At 71.5% G+C, this 20704-nt stretch carries 21 protein-coding genes; 12 read left to right on the top strand and 9 right to left on the bottom strand.

Annotation, left to right across the window (positions count from 1 at the left end):
- Positions 1-11: 11 nt before the first annotated feature.
- From RISW2_RS01620 to RISW2_RS01630, 3 genes are all read left to right on the top strand, one after another.
- Positions 12-1178, top strand: a complete 1167-nt coding sequence (locus tag RISW2_RS01620; RefSeq protein ID WP_043765682.1) for a M20 aminoacylase family protein — start codon at positions 12-14, stop codon at positions 1176-1178.
- An 85-nt stretch (positions 1179-1263) separates the two neighbouring features.
- The gene (gene speB / locus RISW2_RS01625; protein WP_043765684.1) at positions 1264-2226 is read left to right on the top strand and encodes an agmatinase; all 963 of its coding nucleotides are present in this window, start codon (positions 1264-1266) and stop codon (positions 2224-2226) included.
- A 44-nt stretch (positions 2227-2270) separates the two neighbouring features.
- Entirely contained in the window at positions 2271-2681 is a 411-nt protein-coding gene (locus tag RISW2_RS01630; RefSeq protein WP_043765686.1) for a DUF1499 domain-containing protein, read from the top strand.
- Here RISW2_RS01630 and RISW2_RS23840 read toward each other — a convergent pair.
- Complete coding sequence (locus RISW2_RS23840; RefSeq protein ID WP_084615205.1) at positions 2601-2912, bottom strand: hypothetical protein; 312 nt, start codon at positions 2910-2912, stop codon at positions 2601-2603. The two genes, RISW2_RS01630 and RISW2_RS23840, sit on opposite strands and share 81 nt — an antisense overlap.
- 63 nt (positions 2913-2975) lie before the next feature.
- Between RISW2_RS23840 and prfA the strand changes: the two genes are divergently transcribed.
- The 3 genes from prfA to RISW2_RS01640 all read left to right on the top strand — a co-directional run bounded on the left by prfA (position 2976) and on the right by RISW2_RS01640 (position 5820).
- Positions 2976-4025, top strand: a complete 1050-nt coding sequence (gene prfA, locus RISW2_RS01635) for a peptide chain release factor 1 (protein ID WP_043765688.1) — start codon at positions 2976-2978, stop codon at positions 4023-4025.
- Positions 4022-4876, top strand: a complete 855-nt coding sequence (gene prmC / locus RISW2_RS23400; protein ID WP_051491738.1) for a peptide chain release factor N(5)-glutamine methyltransferase — start codon at positions 4022-4024, stop codon at positions 4874-4876. Before prfA ends, prmC begins: the two co-directional genes overlap by 4 nt.
- Before the next feature lie 203 nt (positions 4877-5079).
- Positions 5080-5820, top strand: coding sequence for a DUF4167 domain-containing protein (locus RISW2_RS01640; protein ID WP_043765689.1), 741 nt, complete (start codon positions 5080-5082; stop codon positions 5818-5820).
- Positions 5821-5827: 7 nt separating this feature from the next.
- On the opposite strand, the gene rsmA is transcribed toward RISW2_RS01640, so the two are convergent.
- From rsmA to lptF, 6 genes are read right to left on the bottom strand one after another with little or no spacing between them, the layout of a single operon-like run.
- Positions 5828-6670 carry a 16S rRNA (adenine(1518)-N(6)/adenine(1519)-N(6))-dimethyltransferase RsmA gene (rsmA, locus tag RISW2_RS01645; protein ID WP_043765691.1) on the bottom strand — a complete coding sequence of 281 codons (843 nt, stop codon included), beginning with the start codon at positions 6668-6670 and terminating at the stop codon, positions 5828-5830.
- Positions 6671-6688: 18 nt separating this feature from the next.
- Positions 6689-7660 carry a 4-hydroxythreonine-4-phosphate dehydrogenase PdxA gene (pdxA, locus tag RISW2_RS01650; RefSeq protein WP_043765694.1) on the bottom strand — a complete coding sequence of 324 codons (972 nt, stop codon included), beginning with the start codon at positions 7658-7660 and terminating at the stop codon, positions 6689-6691.
- Positions 7657-8922 (bottom strand): peptidylprolyl isomerase, encoded by a 1266-nt coding sequence (locus RISW2_RS01655; RefSeq protein WP_043765696.1) that lies wholly within the window; start codon positions 8920-8922, stop codon positions 7657-7659. The genes pdxA and RISW2_RS01655 overlap by 4 nt, the downstream gene beginning before the upstream one ends.
- Positions 8907-11063, bottom strand: a complete 2157-nt coding sequence (locus RISW2_RS01660; RefSeq protein ID WP_043765698.1) for an LPS-assembly protein LptD — start codon at positions 11061-11063, stop codon at positions 8907-8909. The genes RISW2_RS01655 and RISW2_RS01660 overlap by 16 nt, the downstream gene beginning before the upstream one ends.
- A complete protein-coding gene (gene lptG, locus RISW2_RS01665; protein WP_043765700.1) occupies positions 11060-12154 on the bottom strand; it encodes an LPS export ABC transporter permease LptG in 1095 nt (364 codons plus the stop codon). Before lptG ends, RISW2_RS01660 begins: the two co-directional genes overlap by 4 nt.
- Positions 12151-13284 carry an LPS export ABC transporter permease LptF gene (gene lptF, locus RISW2_RS01670; protein WP_244437486.1) on the bottom strand — a complete coding sequence of 378 codons (1134 nt, stop codon included), beginning with the start codon at positions 13282-13284 and terminating at the stop codon, positions 12151-12153. Before lptF ends, lptG begins: the two co-directional genes overlap by 4 nt.
- 155 nt (positions 13285-13439) lie before the next feature.
- Here lptF and RISW2_RS01675 point away from each other — a divergent pair, with 155 nt between their 5' ends.
- Both RISW2_RS01675 and RISW2_RS01680 read left to right on the top strand, forming a co-directional pair.
- Positions 13440-14912, top strand: coding sequence for a leucyl aminopeptidase (locus RISW2_RS01675; RefSeq protein ID WP_043765703.1), 1473 nt, complete (start codon positions 13440-13442; stop codon positions 14910-14912).
- 16 nt (positions 14913-14928) lie between these two features.
- Complete coding sequence (locus RISW2_RS01680; protein ID WP_043765705.1) at positions 14929-15387, top strand: DNA polymerase III subunit chi; 459 nt, start codon at positions 14929-14931, stop codon at positions 15385-15387.
- 1 nt (position 15388) lies between these two features.
- On the opposite strand, the gene RISW2_RS01685 is transcribed toward RISW2_RS01680, so the two are convergent.
- Together RISW2_RS01685 and RISW2_RS01690 are read right to left on the bottom strand one after the other, a co-directional pair.
- Positions 15389-15970, bottom strand: a complete 582-nt coding sequence (locus RISW2_RS01685) for a retropepsin-like aspartic protease family protein (RefSeq protein WP_043765707.1) — start codon at positions 15968-15970, stop codon at positions 15389-15391.
- A 74-nt stretch (positions 15971-16044) separates the two neighbouring features.
- Entirely contained in the window at positions 16045-16677 is a 633-nt protein-coding gene (locus RISW2_RS01690) for a MarC family protein (protein WP_043765709.1), read from the bottom strand.
- A 191-nt stretch (positions 16678-16868) separates the two neighbouring features.
- Here RISW2_RS01690 and osmF point away from each other — a divergent pair, with 191 nt between their 5' ends.
- The 4 genes from osmF to RISW2_RS01710 all read left to right on the top strand — a co-directional run bounded on the left by osmF (position 16869) and on the right by RISW2_RS01710 (position 20621).
- Positions 16869-17774 carry a glycine betaine ABC transporter substrate-binding protein OsmF gene (osmF, locus tag RISW2_RS01695; protein ID WP_043765711.1) on the top strand — a complete coding sequence of 302 codons (906 nt, stop codon included), beginning with the start codon at positions 16869-16871 and terminating at the stop codon, positions 17772-17774.
- Between the two features lie 98 nt (positions 17775-17872).
- The gene (locus RISW2_RS01700; protein WP_084615214.1) at positions 17873-18958 is read left to right on the top strand and encodes an ABC transporter permease; all 1086 of its coding nucleotides are present in this window, start codon (positions 17873-17875) and stop codon (positions 18956-18958) included.
- On the top strand, positions 18955-19890 hold the full coding sequence (locus RISW2_RS01705; protein WP_043765713.1) for an ABC transporter ATP-binding protein: 936 nt from the start codon (positions 18955-18957) through the stop codon (positions 19888-19890). The genes RISW2_RS01700 and RISW2_RS01705 overlap by 4 nt, the downstream gene beginning before the upstream one ends.
- Positions 19887-20621, top strand: a complete 735-nt coding sequence (locus RISW2_RS01710) for an ABC transporter permease (protein ID WP_043765715.1) — start codon at positions 19887-19889, stop codon at positions 20619-20621. Before RISW2_RS01705 ends, RISW2_RS01710 begins: the two co-directional genes overlap by 4 nt.
- The last annotated feature ends 83 nt before the right edge of the window (positions 20622-20704 follow it).

Below are 20704 nucleotides of genomic sequence, written 5' to 3' on the forward strand. Positions count from 1 at the left end.
GGAGTCCACCCATGCCCGTCGTCAACCGCATCGCCGGCTTCGCCGAGGACATGACCGCGTGGCGCCGCCACCTGCACGCCCATCCCGAGCTCGGCCTCGACTGCCAGCAGACCGCGGCCTTCGTGGCCGACAAGCTGCGCGGCTTCGGTGTGGACGAGGTGCATGAAGGCATCGCGCGTTCGGGCCTCGTGGCGCTGATCCGCGGCCGCGGGCCGGGCCCCGTCACGGGCCTGCGCGCCGACATGGACGCGCTGCCCATGGACGAGGCGACCGGCGCCGAGTGGGCGTCGACCGTTCCGGGGCGCATGCATGCCTGCGGCCATGACGGGCACACGACCATGCTGCTCGGCGCGGCGCGCTACCTCGCCGAGACGCGCAACTTTTCCGGCGCCGTTGCGCTGATCTTCCAGCCCGCCGAGGAGACCATCGGCGGCGGGCGCCTGATGGTCGAGGAAGGCATCATGGACCGCTTCGGCATCGACGAGGTCTACGCGCTGCATACCGATCCGTTCTCCGATCTTGGCACCTTCGGCACGCGGCCGGGCCCGATCATGGCGGCGGTCGACGATTTCGAGATCGTGCTGACCGGCCGCGGCGGCCACGCGGCCTATCCGCACGACTGCGTCGACCCGGTGCCGGCGGCGCTGTCGCTCGGGCTCGCGCTGCAGACCATCGCCTCGCGCAACGCCTCGCCGCTTGCGCAGCTCGTGGTGTCGCTGACCACCGTTCAGGCCGGATCGGCGATGAACGTCATCCCGAACTCGGCGCGGCTCGCGGGCACCGTGCGCAGCTTCGACCCCGAGGTGCGCGACATGGCCGAACGCCGCCTGCGCGAGATCGTCGCGGGGCAGGCGGCGAGCTTCGGCGTCACCGCCGATGTGGACTACCAGCGGAACTACCCGCCCACGGTGAACCATGCGGCGCAGACCGCGTTCGCGGCCGGCATCGCCCGCGACGTGGCGGGGCAGGAGGCGGTCGACGCAGAGCTCGCGCCCGAGATGGGCGCCGAGGATTTCTCCTACATGCTGAACGCGCGGCCGGGCGCGTTCCTGTTTCTCGGGCAGGGCAAGGGGCCCTCGGTGCACCACCCGGAATTCGACTTCAACGACGCGGCCGCACCGATCGGCGCATCCTTCTTTGCCCGCCTCGTGGAACGCCGCCAACCCGTCGCGGCCTGATTGTCCACGGCAATGCGCCCGCGGGACTGGCCGCGCGGCGCGATCCGTGGCAGAGGTGCGCTCACACCACCACCGGACGGATGCCATGGCCCTCGAAGACGCCAAGACCCAGATTGACCACGCCTTCACCCGCCCCGACACGCGCGGGCTGTCGTTCGAGAATGCCTTCGCGGGCGCGCCGTCCTTCCTGAGGCGCCGCTACACCAAGGACCTGGCCGGCGTCGACGTCGCGGTCACGGGCATCCCGTTCGACCAGGCGGTGACGAACCGTCCCGGCTGCCGCTTCGGGCCGCGCGCGATCCGCGAGGCGTCGACGCTCCAGCCCTACGATCCGCCCTATGGCTGGGACTATTCGCCGCTCGAGGCGTTCTCGGTCGTGGATTACGGCGATCTCGCCTTCGACTACGCCAAGGTGTCGTCGGTGCCGCAGGCGATCACCGATCACGTGCGCGGCATCCTCGCGGCCGGGGCCGCGCCGCTGACGCTCGGGGGCGACCATTTCGTGACGCTGCCGATCCTGCGCGCCATGGCCGAGAGGCACGGGCCGCTCGCGCTGCTGCAGTTCGACGCACATTCCGACAGCTGGGTCGACGACGATCCCGACCGGATCGACCACGGCACCTTCGTCTACAAGGCGGTCAGGGAGGGGCTCATCGACCCCGCGCGCTCGGTCTCGGTGGGCATCCGCACAACCAATCCCGACACGATGGGCCTGACGATCATCGACGCGCCCGAAGTGCACCGGACAGGACCCGACGCGGTCGCCCGCCGCATCCGCGAGGTGATCGGCGACGCGCCCTGCTACCTCACCTTCGACATCGACGCGCTCGACCCGGCCTTCGCGCCCGGCACCGGCACGCCGGTCTGGGGCGGGCTGAGCTCGGGGCAGGCGGCGCTGATCCTGCGGGAAATCGCCGGTCTGAGCCTCGTCGGCGGCGACGTGGTTGAGGTTTCCCCGCAATACGATCACTCCGGCGCCACGGCGGTCGCGGGTGCGCACGTGGCCATGGAGATCCTCTGCCTCTGGGGCTGGACGCGGCGGGGCTGACCGCGCGGCACGGCCGCACCTCCGAGAAACCGGGAGTTGACGACGTGAAACTGCTCTTCTGGCTCATCGTTCTTGCCGCGATCGGCGCGCTCGCGTGGATCCGGCTCGCGCCCTCGGACCCGGCCGTGTGGCACGTGGACCCGCAGGTCACCGCGGACCAGGACCTCTCGACGGGAGTCCGGCGGCGGATCGAGGGCGACGACGCCACCTTCGCGCAGCTGAACGGCATCATCCTCGCCACGCCGCGCACCGACCTCGTCGCCGGCAGCCCGGACGAGGACCGCGTCACCTATGTCACGCGGTCGAAATGGTTCGGCTTTCCGGACTACACCACGATCCAGCACGAGGACGACGTTATCGAGCTTTGGGCGCGGCTACGTTTCGGGCAGTCCGACATGGGCGTGAACCGTGCCCGCGTCGAGGGCTGGCTGTCGCGGCTCGATGGCGAGGGATGAACTGAGGCAGCCCTCGTTCAGCTCGCGCCACATGGGCACGTTGAGCGACATCTGGCATTGCGCGGTGAAGCTGCGCCCGCCCACATGCAGGCAGATGATCTCGCCCATCTCGACGCGGTCGCCTTCGGTGTCGGTGCAGTAGCACTCGATCACCCGGCCGCCGCCCGTCGCGTCCGCCCCCGCGGGGGGCGCGGCGAGAAGAACGAGAAGGGCTGCGACACCGCGGGTCATCCGATCACGTTACCATGGCCGGGCGCTTGACCAAAGCGCGGCTTTGAAGGACAGACACGGCCCATGATCCCCGAGGAACGCCTGATCCAGATCGTCGACCGGTTCGAATACCTCGAGGCCCGCATGGCCGAGGGAACGGGCGACATCGCCGCGCTCGGTCGCGAATATTCCGAACTGCGCCCGGTCGTCGACACCATCGCCACCTGGCGCGCGCTGCGCCGCGAGCTGTCCGACGCACGCGCCATGCGCGACGACCCCGAGATGCGCGCGCTGGCGGACGAGGAGATCGCCCGCCTCGAGGACGCGCTGCCCGAGGCCGAGGCGGCGCTGCGCCTCGCGCTCCTGCCGCGCGACGTGGCCGACGCCCGCCCCGCGATCCTCGAGATCCGCCCCGGCACCGGCGGGGAGGAGGCCGCGCTCTTCGCCGCCGACCTCTTCCGCATGTACGCGCGGTTCGCCGAGGCGCAGGGCTGGCAGGTCGAGGTGATCGAGGAGCAGGCGACGGAACTGGGCGGCCTGCGCGAGATGGTGGCGCGCATCTCGGGTGACCGGGTCTTCGCCCGGCTCAAGTTCGAATCCGGCGTCCACCGCGTGCAGCGCGTGCCCGCGACCGAATCCGGCGGGCGCATCCACACCTCCGCCGCGACCGTCACCGTCCTGCCTGAGGCGCAGGAGGTCGACGTGGCGATCGACCCGGGCGACATCCGCATCGACACGATGCGGTCCTCGGGCGCGGGCGGGCAGCACGTGAACACGACCGATTCCGCGGTGCGCATCACCCACCTGCCCACCGGGATCGTCGTGACCTCGTCCGAGAAATCGCAGCACCGCAACCGCGAGATCGCCATGGGCGTGCTGCGTGCGCGGCTCTTCGACATGCAGCGACAGAAGGCCGCGTCCGAACGGTCGGACCTGCGCCGCCTGCAGGTGGGCAGCGGCGACCGGTCGGAGCGCATCCGAACCTACAACTTCCCGCAGGGGCGGCTGACCGACCACCGCATCAACCTCACGCTCTACAAGCTCGACCAGGTGATGGCGGGCGACCTCGCCGAGATCATCGACGCGCTGACCGCCGATGCGCAGGCGATGCTGCTGGCGGAGATGGCGGAATGACCGACGCCGTGTCGGCGACCGGCGCGGACCTCGTCGCCCGCGCCACGCGCGCGCTTGCGGCGGCCGGCGTGCCGGACCCAGCGCGCGATGCGCGGCGGCTTCTGGCGCATGCGCTCGGCCTTGCGCCGGGGCGGGTCACGCTCGCGCTGCCGGACCCGGTGGCGCCGGGGCGGCAGGCGGCCTTCGACGCGCTCGTCGCGGCCCGCGGTCGCCGCGTGCCGGTAAGCCACCTCGTGGGCGAGCGGCTGTTCTGGGGCCGGGCCTTTGCCGTCGGCCCCGCGGTGCTCGATCCGCGGCCCGAGACCGAGACGCTGGTTGCCGCGGCACTGGCGCGGCCATTCCGCACCGTCCTCGACCTCGGGACGGGGTCGGGCTGCATCCTCCTGACGCTTCTCGCGGAACGTCCCGCGGCGGAAGGCACCGGGACCGACATCGATCCGGCCGCGCTCGAGGTGGCGGCGGGGAACGCGGTGCGGCTTGGCGTGGAGGCGCGCGCGCGCTTCTCGCGGGGCGACTGGGGGGGCGCGGTGCCCGCGGGGGCGCGCTTCGACCTCGTCGTGTCGAACCCGCCCTACATCGCGGCGGACGAGATGGCGGGCCTCGCGCCGGAGGTGCGGAACCACGAGCCGCGCCACGCGTTGACCGACGAAGGCGACGGGCTCTCCGTCTACCGGCACATCGCCGGTCAGGCCGGATCCCTGCTTTCCCCGGGTGGCCGGGTCCTTGTGGAAATCGGCCCGGACCAGGGCGCGGCGGTGGCCGCGATCTTCGAAACAGCGGGGCTTTCGGACATCGGGGTGCTGCCCGACTTCGACGGACGGGACCGCGTGGTGACGGCATTCTTGGCGTGAATCGCCGGCCGCGAACGCATTTTCAGGGTTTTTGGCTTGTAATGCACCCGGGGACGTGTTTACTCATGCGCCAGTCGGGCCGGTGGATGGCGCATGCGGTCCCGCCCGACGGCAAGCCAGCAGAGAGCGACGTGATCCGGCAGTGCGGGCAGGCTGCGCCTGAGGATCACCACACCAGTCACAGACAAGGCTGAAATTCAGACATGCGATCTTCGAAATCACGCTCGCGGTCGAAGTCGAACCGCAACCGGAACACGGTCGGAAACGTGGTGAACCGCGTCTTCGACAGCTCCGGGCCGGACGGCAAGGTGCGCGGCACCCCGCAGCAGATCATCGACAAGTACAACCAGCTGGCCCGCGACGCGCAGCTCGCCAACGACCGCGTGGCGACCGAGAACTTCCAGCAGCACGCGGAGCACTACCTGCGCCTGCTGGGCGAGGCGCAGCGCGAGCAGGAGAGCCGCCGCGAGCAGCAGGAACGCGAGAACCGCGAGCGCCAGGCGCAGCGCGACCGCGACCGCGGCGACCAGCGGCAGGACGACGGCGACGGCCGCCGGCAGGACGACCAGTCCCAGCCGCAGCACTCCCATCAGCAGCAGCAGCCCGAGCCCGAGTCGCGCGAGCAGGCCGAACCGGCCGAGCAGCAGCAGCCGCAGCCACCCCGGCGCAGCCGGCGGGCAAACGGCGCGCAGCAGGGCGCCGAGCAGGCCGAACAGCCCTCCGCGGGCGCCGGCGACGTGGTGGATTTCTCCGAGGGCGAGGACGATTCCTCGGGTCTCGTGGAGACGCCGGAAAACGCGGCCAGCGAAAAGCCCAAGCCCAAGGCGCCCCGCCGCCGCTCCCCCCGCGCCAAGAAGGCCGACCAGGGCAGCGACGGTGACGAGGGCGGCAAGGGCGCGCAGGGCGACGCCGAGGGCGGCAAGGAAACCAGCGCGGCGGAGTGATCCGCCGTCAGCGGGTGGCGTCGAGCGCGCGCGCAAGCGCGCAGAACCCCTCGAGCGGCACCTGCTCGGCCCGGTCCGTCGGCGACAGCCCGGCCTCGGCCAGCCTGTCCTCGATATCGGGCGCAACCCCGCGCAGCGCCGCGCGCAGCATCTTGCGCCGCTGGTTGAACGCCGCCGCGACCACCCGTTCCAGCGTCTTCGGTGCCGCCTCGAACCGCGGTTCGGGCAGGGCGTCGAGCCGCACCACCGCCGAGGACACCTTGGGCGGCGGGGTGAAGGCCGAGGGCGGCAGCGACAGCACGATCCGCGCATCCGTCCGCCACTGGGCCAGCACCGCGAGCCGGCCGTAGGTCTTCGATCCCGGTGGCGCCACGATCCGTTCGGCCACCTCGCGCTGGAACATGAGCGTGAGCGAGGTCCAGAAGGGCGGCCAGACGCGCGGCGTCAGCCACCGCACCAGGAGCTCGGTCCCCACGTTGTAGGGCAGGTTCGCGACGATCGCGACCGGCGGCGTCAGGTGCGCGAGCGGATCGACGTCGAGCGCGTCGCCGCACACCACCTCGAGCCGGCCCGGATAGGTGGCGGCGATCTCCTCCAGCGCGGGCAGGCAGCGCGGATCCTTCTCGATCGCGAGCACGCGCCGCGCGCCCGAGGCCAGAAGCCCGCGGGTCAGCCCGCCGGGCCCGGGGCCCACCTCCAGCACGTCCATCCCCGTCAGGTCCCCCGCGGCCCGCGCGATCTTGGACGTGAGATTCAGGTCGAGCAGGAAGTTCTGCCCGAGCGCCTTGCGCGCGCTCAGCCCGTGGCGCGCGATCACCTCGCGCAGGGGCGGCAGGTCGTCAATGGCCACGGCGTCCTCCGGCAGAGCTCACGCCGTGCCCCCGGCGAGCCGCCAGGCGAGCTTCAGCGCCTCGATGGTCGAGGACGGGTTCGCCTTGCCCTGGCCCGCGATGTCCAGCGCGGTGCCGTGGTCGGGCGAGGTGCGGATATAGGGCAGGCCCAGCGTCAGGTTCACGCCGCGGTCGAAATCGAGCGTCTTGATCGGGATCAGCGCCTGGTCGTGGTACATCGCCACCGCCACGTCGTAGCTCTTGCGCGCCGCGGCGTGGAACATCGTGTCGGCGGAGAGCGGGCCGGCGATCTCCATTCCCTCCGCCCGCAGGCGTTCGATCACGGGCACGAGGATCTCGATCTCCTCGCGGCCGATCTTGCCGCCTTCGCCCGCGTGCGGGTTGAGACCCGCCACGGCGAGCCGCGGCTCGGCGATGCGGAAGCGGCGCACGAGGCCGTCATGGGTGATGCGGAGGCAGGATTCGAGCAGGTCCGCGGTCAGCGCGCCGTGCACCTGCGCGAGCGGGATGTGGATCGTCGCCGGCACCACGCGCAGCGTGTCCGAGGCGAGCATCATCACCACGTGCCGCACGCCCGCCCGGTCGGCGAGGTATTCGGTGTGCCCGGGAAAGGCGAAGCCCGCGCCGTCCTGCAGCGCCTTCTTGTGGATCGGCAGCGTGCAGATCGCCGAGGCGTGCCCCATGTCGGCAAGGTCGACCGCGCGCGCGATCGACGCGACCACCTGCGCCGCCTGCGTCGGCTGCGGAACGCCCGGCACGCGCGGTCCGGGAAAGGGCAGCGGCAGGACGGGCAGGGCCGTGGCGGCGACGCGGGCCGCGTCGCGCAGGGTCTCGATCGGCTTCGTGGGCGTACCCTCGGGCAGGTGATCGGGATCGCCGATCCAGGCAAACGGGATCGTGTCGCGCAGCTGGCGCCAGGCGTCGACGGCAAGTTCGGGCCCGATGCCCGAGGGTTCGCCGCAGCTCATGGCGATGGGCGCGGGGCTCATCGCTCCACGATGCGGGCCTCGGCGCGCAGCTCGGCAAGGTATCCGTCCGCCAGCGCACCGAGGCGCCGGTTGCGCAGGCCGAGCGCAAGTTCCTCGCGCGCGGGCGCGGCATCCTCGCCGTCCTCGCCCTGCTGCGGCGCCACGCTCGAGCGGCTGCACAGCATGAGGAACACGAGGCTCTGGCCGTTTGCGCGGGTCAGCGCCGTCGACGCCTCGCCGGGGTCGAGCTTCGACAGCTCGATCGCGTAGTCGGCGGGCAGCTGCGCGGGCGGCAGGGTCTGGCGGTCGAGCACGTTCGCCGGCTGGCCCTTGGCCACGCCGTAGAGGTCGTCGCAGCGGTCGACGGTCTGCGCCAGCACCCGCGCGCGGGCCAGCGTCTCGGGCGACCGGCCGCCCGGCATGAAGTAGGCGGCGTATTCCACGGCGCCGATCTCGGGCGCGGTGTAGCCCGTCTCCTCGATGCCGCGCAGCTGGAACAGCGCGACCGCGTTGGTGATAGGCAAGGGGTCCGACACCTCGCCCGGGGACAGTCCCAGCACGATCGGGCGCAGCACGGGCGGCAGGTCGGTCAGGTCCTGCCACGGCAGGCGGCCGCCGTTGCCGCGGCTCTGCGTTGCCGAGTACTCGCGGGCCGCTGCCGAGAACTCGGCCTCGCTGCGGACCTGCGAGATGCGCTGCGCCAGCGCGCGCACCTGCTCCGCCTGCGGCGGCGGGGCTGGGATGATGATCTCGGACAGGAGCACGCGCACGTTGCTGCCGCTGTCCTGCGCGTTCTGCGCGCGGTCGATCTCGACCTCCGAGACCTGGCTCTGGGGGCCGAAGCGCTGGCGCACCAGCTCGCGCCAGGCGACGCCTGCCCGGACGAAGTCGCGGAACGTCTGCTCGGACACGCCGCCCTGCGCCAGCGCGGCCACGAATTCCTCGCGGCTGAGGTTCGCGCGGCCGGCGAATTCGGCCATGCCCTCGGTCACCTGCTCCTCCGTCGGCACGATCCCCTCGCGCGCGGCTGCGGCCACGCGCAGGCGGTCGTCGATGAGCTGTTCGCGCGCCAGTTCCTCGAGGTTGCCGGGCGCGTTCAGCACGGCGTTCATCCGTTCGCGCTGCTGCAGTTCGTAGGTCGTGATGACGTCGTCGTTGACGGTGATCGCCGGGGCGAAGAGGTTCTGCGCCTCGGCGCCGCCGGGCAGGGCGGCCATGCCGAGGGATAGCGCGCAGACAAGGGGTGCGAGCCGGCGGGTCGCGGTCGTCAGAAGCTCGAGCATGTGCGGCGTCTCTCCTTCGCGCTGCCGCCGGTGCTGAAGCCTTTCAGCGCGACGGTCAGTCCGAAATCGGTGGATGGTTCGAGGTTAGTCGACGAGGCGAAGCGGCGCGAGACCGAAAAGTTCACGCCGACGCACTCGTTCTCGTAGGTCAGGCCGAGCCCGGCCCGGGCGAAGCGGTTGTCGGACAAGTCGTAGCGACCGTAGGCGTCGCCCGACCAGGTGTCGTTGAAGACATAGGCGCCGTCGAAGCTCCATTCCGAGACCGACCCGTCGCGGTCCTCGTCGGGGTCCTGCCCGAGCAGCAGGTAGGAGGCCTCGAGCGCGATGCGGTCGTTCTGCCAGAGCGCGCTGGCCTCGGCCTTGGAAAAGGCGCTGCCGTCCGGTTCGAGCAGTCCGCGCGCGGTCAGCGCGAAGCCGTCGAAGGTCGCGAAATGTCCCGCGATCAGGACGTCCGAGTTGCGGTCGTCGAGACCCGAGGTGCGGGTGAAGGCGTCGTCCTCCTCCTCGCGCCAGAGGCGGCCGACCGTGAGGCCGGCGCTCCAGCCGGTCGGGTTGTCGTAGAGCCAGCGCAGGCCCGCCGCCGTCACCCGGCCGCGCTCGCGCCGGTCCGCGGCGGGAAAGCGCGAGAGCGACAGGAGGTTGCCCTCGTCGAATTCGGCGCGGGTGCTCTCGTCGTTCGGGTTGTCGAACCGCTCGCCGCCCACCCACGCGGTCTGCAGCACCGGCTCGATCAGCGTTCGCGAGCCGCCGAAGCCCGTGCGCGTCCACGGCCAGCGCAGCTCGGCCGACAGCCCGGGGGTCAGCTGGCTCTCGCTCTCGGACGACGTCGCGTCCTGCCGCACTTCGAACCTGTCCGCCCAGAGCTGTGCCAGGACGCCCGCACGGATGCCTCCGGCCAGCGTGAAGCGGCGGCGCCAGGATGCGTCTGCCGTCACCCGCGCGACGTCCCGGCCGTCGACGATGTCGTCGTCGTCGTTACCGTCGGTGTCGCGGTCGGAATAGCGGTAGTGCCCGTGCGCGATGGTGCCCACGCGCAGCTCGCCGCCGATCAGGTCGGGAAAGTAGCGCCGCTCGTAGCTCGAATGCAGGATGATCGTGGGCTGCGTCGAATCGCGCTCGCTGTCGCGCAGGGTCTGGTAGTGGATCAGCTCGGCCAAGAAGAAGCTGTCGGGCGTCGCGCGGGTCAGGGCGATGGCGCTGTCGAGCCGGTCCTTCGACGAGTAGTCGTAATCGTTGAGATAGGCCTCGTCGGACGTCGTCTCGATGTCGAAGCTCAGCTTGAAGCGGCGCGGCAGGTCGAACTCGCCCTCGGCGAAGAGGTAGGCGCGCGTCTCGTCGTCGATGAGCGTGTCCTGCGAGACCGCGGTGTTCACCTCGATGCTGCCGTAACGGAAGGCGCGGCGGTAGCGCGTCTCGAGCGTGCGCGTCACCGGCGAGACGTAGGGCGTGAACGTGAAATCCTGGTGATCGCCCACCGGCACGAAATAGGGCACCTTGATGCCGAAGCCGAGCAGCGTCGAGGTGCGGAAGGTGGGCGTCAGGAAGCCGCGCGCGCGGGTGAGCGTCGGGTCCGGCACGCGCAGGCGCGGCAGGTACGCGATGGGCACGTCGAGCACGCGGAACTGCGCGTTGTCGAAGTAGATCTGCTGCTCGGCCTCGTCGTGCACCACGCGCGAGGCGCGGATCTGCCACAGCGGGACCTCGTTGCGCCCGCAGACCTGGCACGACGTCACCGCGACCTTCTCGAGCGCGGTGTATCGGCCGTTCACCCGCCGCGCCTCGACCGAGGCGAGCTGCAGCTGCTCGTCGAGCACCAGCCGCGCGCCGCGCAGGAGACCGTTCTCGAAATCGCTGTCGAGGTCAGCGCTGTCCGCGACCAGCACGCTGCCTTCGGGGTCGATCAGCCGCACGGGGCCCTCGATCGTCAGCGCGCCCGCCTCCTGGTCGTAGACGACCCGCGTCGCCTCGAGCCGGTTGCCCTCGTGCAGCGCCTCGACATTGCCTTCGGCCACGAGCCGCGAGCGGCCCTCGATCGACACCCGGTCCGCCACGAGGAGCGCGGGCGTCTCGGTCGCGGCCTCCTGCGCGCGGAGGGCCGCGGGCGCCAGCAGCAGGCAGGACAGGAGCGCGGCGCGGATCATCCGTCTTCCCTTTGCAGAACGATGCCGAGCGCCAGGAGGAGCGAGGCGACAGGCGGCACCCAGGCCGCGGGCAGGGCAGGAATCTGCCCCGTTTCGCCAAGGATTTGCGCGAAGTTCCGAATGTAGTAAAGCCCGAAGCCCAGAAGCACCGCCGTCAGCACCGACAGGCCGGTGCGACCGAGGCGCGAATGCTTCATCGTGAGCCCCGCGCCCAGCACCACGAGCGCCACGAGAAACAGCGGGCGCGCCAGTTCCATCTGCAGCCACACCACGTGCCGGCGGGCGGAGAAACCGGCCTCCTCGAGATCTGCGATGTAGGCCGGCAATTCCCAGATCGGCACCGACGAGGGCCGGCCGAAGCGGTCGCGGATGCTTTCGCGGGTCAGGGTCGAGGGAACCTCGAGCGTGTCGTGGGTGCGTGCCTCGGCCTCGGGATTGCTGCCGCGCGCAAGCGGCCATTCCTTTGCGGCCCGCAGCGTCCAGGTGCCGTCGCCGAGTTCCGCCTCCTCCGCCTCGATCCGGCGGAGCGGCCCCGCCTCGGGATCGTAGGCGAAGAAGCTGACGTCGTAGAGGATGGTCGCGTCGGCATTGGCGCGCGAGGCGCGGATGACCGTCTGCCCGCTCGCGTCGCCCTGCCGGAGCCACAGTCCCTCGGCGCCGATGGACAAGATGTTGGAATCGCCGTTCGACCAGCGTTCCGACAGCACCTCGAACCGTTTCGACGTCGCGGCCGAGATCGGGTTCAGCACCGCGACCGCGAACACCCCGACGAGCGCCGCCACCGCCACCGGGCCCACGAGCGTCATCAGGCCCGAGCGTCCGGCCGCACGCGCGACCACCAGTTCCGAGGACCGCGCGAGGCCGAGGAACAGCCCGATCGCCGCGAGGATCACGATCAGCGGCAGCATCTCGTAGAGCGAGGAAGGCATGTTCAGGATCGTGAGCTGCACGATCCGCCCGAACGCCACCTCGCCGTCGAAGCGCCGCAGCTGCTCCACGAGGTCGAGAAGCCCGAGAAACAGCGCGAAGACTGCGAGGATCCCGAGGAAGATCGTCAGGAAGCGCCGCGCGAAATAGAGGTGGAGCGTCATGTGGCGGCCCCCGGCGCCGCGCCGCGTCCCGGCCGGAAGGGCCGCGCGGCCACGTGCAGGAGCGCCGCCGCCATGGCGAAGCCCGCCAGCGAGGGCAGGTAGATCAGCGGCCAGAGGTTGCCGTTGGCGCGCACCGGCGTCGTCACGACGCTCTCCACGAGCTTGACGAGCACGAGGAGGAAGATGGCGAACACGATCTGCCGGCCGAGGCCGAAGCGGCTGAACCCGCCGACCATGAGCGCCGAATAGCCTATGAGCGCCGCCACCACCGCCAGAAGCGGCTGCTGGAAACGTCCGTGCACCTCCTCCAGTACCTCGCCGACCGGGTCGTCCGCGAGGCGCGCGCTCTCCTCCGTGCGCAGGAGCAGGTCGGCCGTCGACATCGCGTAGGTGCGCGGCCGGCGCGAGGTGTCGGAGGAGATCAGGTTGGTGATGTCGTAGGTCAGGTCCTCGAAGGTGGTCACCGACAGCCGCCCGGTTTCCCCGTCGAGCGTCTGCGCCAGCCCGTTCAGCATGACGATGTTGGAGGCACCGTCCTCGCGCAGCACGTAGGCGGTCGCGGCGGTGTAGGTCACGGCGCGATCCTCCTGCCGGCGGTCCGACAGGAACACGTCGCGCAGCTCGCCGTCCGCGGTGATCTCGCGGATGTAGAAGGTCACGCCGGTGGAGGGGTTCAGGAACGCGCCCTCGCGCAAGAGCTGCGCGCTGACCGATCCCGAGATCTCGACTTCGCGCTCGCGCAGCTGCGCGAGGCTCGCGGGCACGAGGTAATGGGAGAGAACCAGCATCATCATCATGACGATCAGGCCGAAGGCGAGGGCCGGCCGGGCGAGCCGCCATGGCGAGTAGCCCGTCGCCTGCACCACGGCCAGCTCGGAATCCCCCGACAGCCGGTTCGTGACGTAGGTGGTGGCGGCGAAGGCCGCCATCGGCAGGACCAGCAGGATCACGTTCGGCAGGCTCAGCATGGTGAACTCGAGGAAGATGCGCGCGGAATGGCCATCGCCGATCAGGCGGTCGAACAGGATCACCGCCCGGTTCACCCAGTAGACCGACACCAGCACCAGCGCGAAGAAGCCGAAGAGCATCATGAAGCGCGACAGCATGTATCTGTCGAATCTCGCCAACATGTGCCTCCCGGGTGGTGCCCTGCCGTTCCGCGCGACCCTAGACGATCCGGCGGGGGCGGAAAAGCCCGGGCGCGCCGCGGCCCGGGTCCCGGGGCTGGCCAAGCCATCCGGGGCGGGATACCTGTGGGCGCACCGAATTTCCGAGGAGCCCCAGAATGACCGATATCCGCGAGATCCGCTTCATCGAGCCCGACTTCGACACGCTGGCCGAGGCGGAGGGGCGCGTCGCGGTCTGCGTGCCGGCCGAGGGCACGATGGGACGCGCCGCGCGCCGGCTGAACCGGCTGACCCGCGGCGCGGTGAAGCGCGCGGTCGAGGCCGAGCGCTGGGGCAAGCTCAAGGACGGCGACGTGCTGTCGCTGGCCTTTCCCGCGGGACTCGTCGCCGAGGGGCTCGACATCGTGCGCCTGCCGCGCCGTCCGAAGCCCGAGGATGCCCGCCGCGCGGGCGCGGCGCTGGCGCGCGCGGCCGGGACAAAGGCCGTGACGCTCCTGCCCGACGGGACCCGCACGCCCGAGCAGATCGCCCTCGGGCTCGCGCTGCGCAGCTATGCCTTCACCGCCCACAAGTCCGAGAAGGCCGACGCGCCGGCCGCCGCGCGCGTGATGTGCGACAAGGCGGACGACGTGCAGGCGGCCGCGGCGCCGCTCCTCGCCGTGGCCGAGGGCGTCCTCTTCACCCGCGACCTCGTGAACGAGCCCGCGAACGTGCTCTCGACCGTGGCCTTCGCCGACCGGCTGCTGGCGCTGAAGGATCTCGGCGTCGAGGTCGAGGTGCTCGAGGAATCCGATATGGAGGCCCTCGGCATGGGCGCCTTCCTCGCCGTGTCGAAGGGGTCCGAGACGCCGGCGAAGCTCGTGGTCATGCGCTGGAACGGCGGCGGCGACGCCGCGCCGCTGGCGCTCGTGGGCAAGGGCGTCGTGTTCGACACCGGCGGCATCTCGATCAAGCCGTCGCAGGGCATGGAATCGATGACCATGGACATGGGCGGCGCCGGCACCGTGGCGGGCACCATGATGGCCCTCGCAAAGCGCGGCGCGCGTGCGAACGTCGTGGGCCTCGTGGGGCTCGTCGAGAACATGCCCGACGGCAAGGCCTACCGGCCGGGCGACGTGCTGACCTCGATGAAGGGCGACACGATCGAGGTGATCTCGACCGACGCCGAGGGCCGGCTCGTCCTCGCCGACGTCATGTGGTACGCGCAGGAACACCTGAAGCCCGCCGCGATGATCGACCTCGCCACGCTGACGGGCGCCTGCATCATCGCGCTCGGCAACGACAACGCAGCCTACTACGCCACCGACGAGACGCTGTCGCAGGCCTTCGCCAAGGCCTGCGCGGACGAGGCGGAGGGCGCCTGGCGCATGCCGTTCGGGCCGGGCTACGCCGAGCAGATCAAGTCCGACATCGCGGACATCAAGAACTCGGGCGGCCGCGCGGCCGGCTCGATCACGGCGGCGGAATTCCTCAAGCGCTTCGCCCGGGACGACGTTCCGTGGATCCACATCGACATCGCGGGCGTGGCGCACGTGGCCAAGGACCTGCCGCTCTCGGGCAAGGGTGCGACCGGATGGGGCGTGCGCGCGCTCGACCGGCTGGTGCGCGACGCCTACGAGACGAAGGACTGACCGGCAGGGGGGCCCGATGGGGGCGGCCTACTTCTACCACCTGACGCGCCGCCCGCTCGAGGCGGCGCTGCCCGCGCTGCTCGAGCGGGCGCTGGCACAGGGCTGGCGCGTGGCGGTGCGCGGCACCGATCGCGCGCGGCTCGAATGGCTGGACGAGAAGCTCTGGCTCGCCCCCGAGGACGGCTTCCTGCCGCACGGGCTGTGCGGCGGGCGTCATGACGCCGCGCAGCCGGTGCTGCTGACCGACCGCCCGGACCTGCCGAACGGCGCGGTCTGCGTGATGTCGGTGGACGGCGCCGAGATCGCGCCGGACGAACTGGCCCGGCTCGAACGGGCCTGCGTGCTCTTCGACGGGAACGACACCGCGGCGCTCGCCCGCGCCCGCGAGCAGTGGCGCGCCCTGACCGCTGCCGGTGCCTCGGCGCAGTACTGGTCCGAGGAAAGCGGCCGCTGGGAAAAGAAGGCCGAGCGCTGACTCAGCGTTCGAGCACGAGCTGCCCGCGCGTGATCTCGAGCCGGTCGAAGCGCTGCAGGTAGCTCATGCCGAGAAGCGACTGCGCCATCTCGCCCTCGTTCACGTAGGCCGGCACGTTCGCGTCGACGAAGGGGCCGAGCGCCACGCTGTCGAGCCGGACGGGCGCCGTGCGCACCGGGCCGTTCGCGGTCATCGCCTCGGAATAGTAGACGAGATCGTCCTCCGCGAGGCCCGCGCGCTCGGCGTCGCGCCGCGTGAGCACCGTGCCGCTCGCGCCCGTGTCGACCATGAAGCGCACCGGCGTCCCGTTCACCTCGAGCGTCACGTAGTAGTGCCCGTCCGGCGCCTGCGGAAGTTCCACCCGTCCGTCCTCGGCGATCACCGATTGCGAGGGCATCACGTCCTGCCGGATGTCGCCCCAGAGGCCGACCGCGGCGATGGTGCCGAGGAAGATCAGCCCCCAGGCCGCCGCCTGCTGCAGCGTCCGCCCGAGGCCCGCGCGCGACTGCACGATGTACCACACGAACAGGACTGCGCCCAGGAGGACGAGGTAGATGAGCGATCCGATGTCGTCGCCGGTCATGGGAAGGTCCGCCGCTGCATGCGACAGAGGTAGGGCGCGCGAGGCCGGAAGTTAAGATCCCGCGCGCCGCGGCCTCAGGACGCGATGCCCGCGCCGAAGCCGTAGGCGGTGAGCCCGTCGAGCACGAACTGCACCGAGAGCGCGGCGAGCAGCATGCCGAGGAGCCGCGTGACCACGGTGATGCCGATCCGCCCGAGGACCCGCTCGATCGGCCCCGACAGGAGCAGGAGCACGAGCGCGATGCCGAGGACCGCGAACATGACGCCGAGCACCGCGGCGCGGCCGCCCGGGCCCTGCGCCTCGCCCATGAGCAGGATCACCGTGGTGATGGAGCCCGGCCCCGCGAGAAGCGGGATCGCCATGGGAAAGACCGACGGGTCGGGCGCGTCCTCCTCGCGTTCGGCCTTGTCCTCGCGCCGCTTGGTGCGCCGCTCGAACAGCATGTCGATCGCGGTGAGGAACAGCAGCAGGCCGCCCGCGATCCGGAAGGCCGGCATGGAGATGCCGATCGTGTCGAGCACGCCCTCGCCGAGGAAGGCGAAGAGGCAGAGGAGCGCCGCCGCGATGGCGCAGGCGCGCAGGATGATCGCGCGCTTCTGCAGGGGGCTCGCGCCCTGGCTCAAGGCGATGAAGACCGGCGTGATGCCGATCGGGTCGATCACCACGAAGAGCGTCGCAAAGGCGGAGATGAGGAAGGCCGCGTCCATGTCCCACCCGATAGGCGAGCGCGCGGGCCTCGGCAAGGGGCCCGCGGCGCACCAGGGCTGCCGCCGGGTCACCGCTCCGGCGGTGTCGCAAAGTCGGCTGCGGGGTTGGCGGTTGGTCGGCTTCCTCTACACTTGGTCTGGATCCCTGACGCGCCGCGTTGCGCAGAGCATCTATCCAGGAGCTGACCATCATGAAGACGTCCCTCATCCTCGCCGCCGGCCTGTCCGGTGCGCTCGCCACGGCGGCCCAGGCCGACATCACGGTATCCTCGAAGATCGACACCGAGGGCGGGCTCCTCGGCAACATCATCGCGCTGGCGCTCGAGGACGCGGGCCTGCCGGTGGAGCGGCGCCTGCAGCTGGGCGGCACGCAGGTGGTCCGGGAGGCGCTGCTGGCCGGGCAGATCGACATCTATCCCGAATATACCGGCAACGCGGCCTTCTTCTTCAACGAGGCCGACAGCGAGGTCTGGAAGGATCCCGAGGCCGCCCGCGCCCGCGCGGCGGAGCTCGACGCGGAGGCGAACGACGTCACCTGGCTCGAGAGCGCGCCGGCGAACAACACCTGGGCCATCGCCGTCACCGGGCCGGTGGCCGAGGAGAACGGCCTGTCGACCATGTCGGATTTCGGCGCCTGGGTGTCGGGCGGCGGCGACGTGACGCTCGCGGCCTCGACCGAGTTCGTGTCCTCGCCGGCCGTGCTGCCCGCGATGCAGGAGACCTACCGCTTCGAGCTGACGCAGGACCAGACGGTCATCCTGTCGGGCGGCGACACCGCCGCCACGATCCAGGCCGCCGCGCGCGGCACCTCGGGCGTCAACGCGGCGATGGTCTACGGCACCGACGGCGGCATCGGCGCCACCGGGCTCGTTGTGATGGAGGACGACAAGGGCGTGCAGCCGGTCTACGAGCCGACGCCCATCGTGCGGGCCGAGGTGCTGGAGGAATATCCCGCGATCCCCGAGGTCCTGAACCCGATCTTCACCGGGCTCGACATGGAGACCCTGCAGCAGCTGAACGGCCGCATCCAGGTCGGCGGCGAGCCGGCCGAGGCCGTGGCGCGCGACTACCTGACCCAGACCGGCGTCCTCGAGTGACGGCTGCCGGTCGATCGGCCGGGCGCGTCGCGCGGGGCATCTCTCCGCCCGGCGCGCTCTTTGCCGTGCTCGGCCTGGCGGCGCTGCTCGTCCCGTTCATGACGATCGCGGCGAATCGCATCGTCGCCGGGGAAGGGGTCATGGTCTGGCGCCTCGCCACCCCGGCGGCAGCCCTGCCGGGCGTGGCCTGCATCGTCGCGGCGCTGCTCGTCGGCCTGCGCACCCACGGACAGCCCCTGCGGCTCGCCGGCGCGATCCTCGGGCTGGCCGGGCTTCTGTGGCTGCTGGTGCAGGGTGCCCCGGCGCTTCTCGCCGATGCGGGCGATTACGCGCGGGTGTCGCCGGCCATCGGCTTCTGGTGCCTGCTCGTGATCCTGATGCTGCTGATGGCGGACGCGCTGGCGCAGATGACGCCCGGGCCGCTCGCGCGGACCGGGCTCCTGTCGGCGGTGCTGGGCGCGCTGGCGCTGATCCTCTGGTCGGGCGCGCTGTCGCCGCTGTCGATCCTGCAGGAACATGCCGGGCGCAGCGGCGCCTTCGCCGACGCCGCGCTGCGGCACCTCGCGCTCGCCTTCGGCTCGCTGGCCGTCGCGGGGGCGATCGGGTTCCCGCTCGGCATCCTGTGCCACCGCCGGTCCGGCCTGCGCGCGAGCCTGCTGCCGGTCCTGAGCCTGCTGCAGACGATCCCGTCGCTGGCCATGTTCGGCCTGATGATCCCGATCCTGGGCTGGGTCGGCGACAGCGTGCCGGGCGCGCAGGCCCTGGGCATCGCCGGGATCGGCTTCGCCCCGGCCTTCCTCGCGCTGGTGCTCTACTCGCTCCTGCCGGTCGTGGGGAACACGGTGGCCGGTCTCGCCGCGACGCCGCCGGCCGCGCTCGACGCGGCGCGCGGCATGGGCATGACGCCGGGACAGCGCCTCCTGCGGGTCGAGCTGCCGCTGGGCCTGCCGGTCATCCTGACGGGCCTGCGCATCGTGCTGGTCCAGAACATCGGGCTCGCCGTCATCGCCGGCCTGATCGGCGGCGGCGGCTTCGGCACCTTCGTGTTCCAGGGACTGAACCAGACCGCCACGGACCTGATCCTGCTGGGCGCCCTGCCGACCGTCGCGCTCGCGCTCTGCGCGGCGATCGTGATGGACATCCTCGTCGACCTGACGCGCCCGACGCCCAAGGAGGCCGCATGATCGAGATCGACCGCATCACCAAGACCTACGGGGACAGCACCGCCGTGGACGGCGTCACCATGACGGCCGAGACCGGCACGATCACGGTGATCGTGGGCACCTCCGGGTCGGGCAAGACCACGCTCCTGCGCATGATCAACCGGCTCGAGGAGCCGAGTTCGGGCGAGGTCCGGATCAACGGCGAGAGCACCCGCGCGACGAAGCCGCACCTGCTGCGACGGCGCATCGGATACGCGATCCAGGGGCACGGGCTCTTCCCGCACCACACGGTCGGCCGCAACATCGGCGCGGTGCCGCAGCTCATGGGCTGGAAGAAGGACCGGATCCGCGCGCGCGTCGACGAGCTGCTGTCACTCTTCTCGATGGAGCCCGACGCCTTCCGGGACCGCTATCCGGCCGAGCTGTCGGGCGGCCAGCAGCAGCGCGTGGGCGTGGCGCGCGCGCTCGCCTCGCGCCCCGACCTGCTGCTGATGGACGAACCCTTCGGCGCGCTCGATCCGATCATCCGCGCCCGGGCGCAGGACGATCTCCGCCGCATCCAGCGCCGGCTCGGCTCGACCATCCTCCTCGTCACGCACGACATGGAGGAGGCGATCCGCCTCGGCGACCGCGTGGCGGTGATGGACGGGGGCCGGCTCGTGCAGCACGCGACCCCGGCCGAGATCATCGCGCAGCCGGCGACGCCGCTCGTGGCCGACATGGTGGGCGATGTGGAGCGGCCGCTGCGGCTCCTGTCGCTGATCCCGCTGTCCGAGCTCCTCGAGGAGGGCACCGCCCCGGGCGAGGCCATGCCCGCCGAGGCGAGCCTGCGCGATGCCCTCGCGGCCTGCCTCTGGAGCGGGCGGTCGGCGGTGCCGGTCACGGTCGACGGCGTGCCGTCCGGGCGAGTGACCTTCGAGGCCATCCGCGCGCGCGCGGAACTGCACGCATGAGGATCGGTACGGTCCTGCGGCCCGCGCTGGTCTTGCTGCTCGTCGCGCTGGTGCTGCGGCCCGCCTGGTTCACGCCGCTCTTCGCCCCGCTCGCGCCGGCGAACGCGCCGGTGATCTACGAGCGCAGCTCGCTCCTGTCGCTGTCGCTGAGCCATCTCGGCCTCGTCGCCGCGGCCACGGCGGCGGCGACGCTCGTGGCGGTCGGGCTCGCGATCTTCGTGACCCGGCCCGCGGGCGCGGCGTTCCGCCCGCTTTCGCGGACCATCACCAACATGGGCCAGACCTTCCCGCCGGTCGCGGTGCTGGCGCTCGCCGTGCCCGCGCTCGGCTTCGGCGCGGGCCCGACGCTCGTGGCGCTCTTTCTCTACGGGCTCCTGCCGATCTTCGAGAACTCGGTCACGGCGCTCTCGACCCTGCCGCCCGCGACCATGGAGGCGGCGAGGGGCATCGGCCTCAACCGCTGGCAGCGGCTCGTGCGGGTGGAGCTGCCGCTCGCCCTGCCGGTCATGCTGACGGGCATCCGCCTGTCGGTGGTGATCGCGCTCGGCACGGCGACCATCGGCTCCACGGTCGCGGCGCGCACGCTGGGCGAGGTGATCATCGCGGGGCTGCTGACCAACAACACCGCCTTCGTCCTGCAGGGCGGGCTGATCGTCGGCCTCTTCGCGGTGCTGATCTACGACGCGCTGGTCCAGCTCGAGACGCGTCTCGCCCGCCGCGCCGGCGCGTGAGGGCCGGGGCCGGGGAAGAGGGGCGCTGCCCCTCTTCGTGCGCGGACGCGCACGAATTCACCCCGGGATACTTGCACCAAGAA

Origin of the sequence: Roseivivax isoporae LMG 25204 (genome assembly GCF_000521865.1) — a bacterium.
Lineage (GTDB): Bacteria > Pseudomonadota > Alphaproteobacteria > Rhodobacterales > Rhodobacteraceae > Roseivivax > Roseivivax isoporae.

Bases quoted from the DNA above. Each gene is read 5' to 3' on its own strand.
- lptF (WP_244437486.1), bottom strand. From the start codon at position 13,284: ATGTTGGCGAGATTCGACAGATACATGCTGTCGCGCTTCATGATGCTC.
- lptG (WP_043765700.1), bottom strand. From the start codon at position 12,154: ATGACGCTCCACCTCTATTTCGCGCGGCGCTTCCTGACGATCTTCCTC.
- RISW2_RS01690 (WP_043765709.1), bottom strand. From the start codon at position 16,677: ATGGACGCGGCCTTCCTCATCTCCGCCTTTGCGACGCTCTTCGTGGTG.
- RISW2_RS01700 (WP_084615214.1), top strand. From the start codon at position 17,873: ATGACGATCGCGGCGAATCGCATCGTCGCCGGGGAAGGGGTCATGGTC.
- prfA (WP_043765688.1), top strand. From the start codon at position 2,976: ATGATCCCCGAGGAACGCCTGATCCAGATCGTCGACCGGTTCGAATAC.
- pdxA (WP_043765694.1), bottom strand. From the start codon at position 7,660: ATGAGCCCCGCGCCCATCGCCATGAGCTGCGGCGAACCCTCGGGCATC.
- osmF (WP_043765711.1), top strand. From the start codon at position 16,869: ATGAAGACGTCCCTCATCCTCGCCGCCGGCCTGTCCGGTGCGCTCGCC.
- RISW2_RS01680 (WP_043765705.1), top strand. From the start codon at position 14,929: ATGGGGGCGGCCTACTTCTACCACCTGACGCGCCGCCCGCTCGAGGCG.
- RISW2_RS01675 (WP_043765703.1), top strand. From the start codon at position 13,440: ATGACCGATATCCGCGAGATCCGCTTCATCGAGCCCGACTTCGACACG.
- RISW2_RS01705 (WP_043765713.1), top strand. From the start codon at position 18,955: ATGATCGAGATCGACCGCATCACCAAGACCTACGGGGACAGCACCGCC.
- RISW2_RS01660 (WP_043765698.1), bottom strand. From the start codon at position 11,063: ATGATCCGCGCCGCGCTCCTGTCCTGCCTGCTGCTGGCGCCCGCGGCC.
- RISW2_RS01640 (WP_043765689.1), top strand. From the start codon at position 5,080: ATGCGATCTTCGAAATCACGCTCGCGGTCGAAGTCGAACCGCAACCGG.
- RISW2_RS01655 (WP_043765696.1), bottom strand. From the start codon at position 8,922: ATGCTCGAGCTTCTGACGACCGCGACCCGCCGGCTCGCACCCCTTGTC.
- RISW2_RS01620 (WP_043765682.1), top strand. From the start codon at position 12: ATGCCCGTCGTCAACCGCATCGCCGGCTTCGCCGAGGACATGACCGCG.
- RISW2_RS01685 (WP_043765707.1), bottom strand. From the start codon at position 15,970: ATGACCGGCGACGACATCGGATCGCTCATCTACCTCGTCCTCCTGGGC.
- speB (WP_043765684.1), top strand. From the start codon at position 1,264: ATGGCCCTCGAAGACGCCAAGACCCAGATTGACCACGCCTTCACCCGC.
- RISW2_RS01710 (WP_043765715.1), top strand. From the start codon at position 19,887: ATGAGGATCGGTACGGTCCTGCGGCCCGCGCTGGTCTTGCTGCTCGTC.
- prmC (WP_051491738.1), top strand. From the start codon at position 4,022: ATGACCGACGCCGTGTCGGCGACCGGCGCGGACCTCGTCGCCCGCGCC.
- RISW2_RS23840 (WP_084615205.1), bottom strand. From the start codon at position 2,912: ATGACCCGCGGTGTCGCAGCCCTTCTCGTTCTTCTCGCCGCGCCCCCC.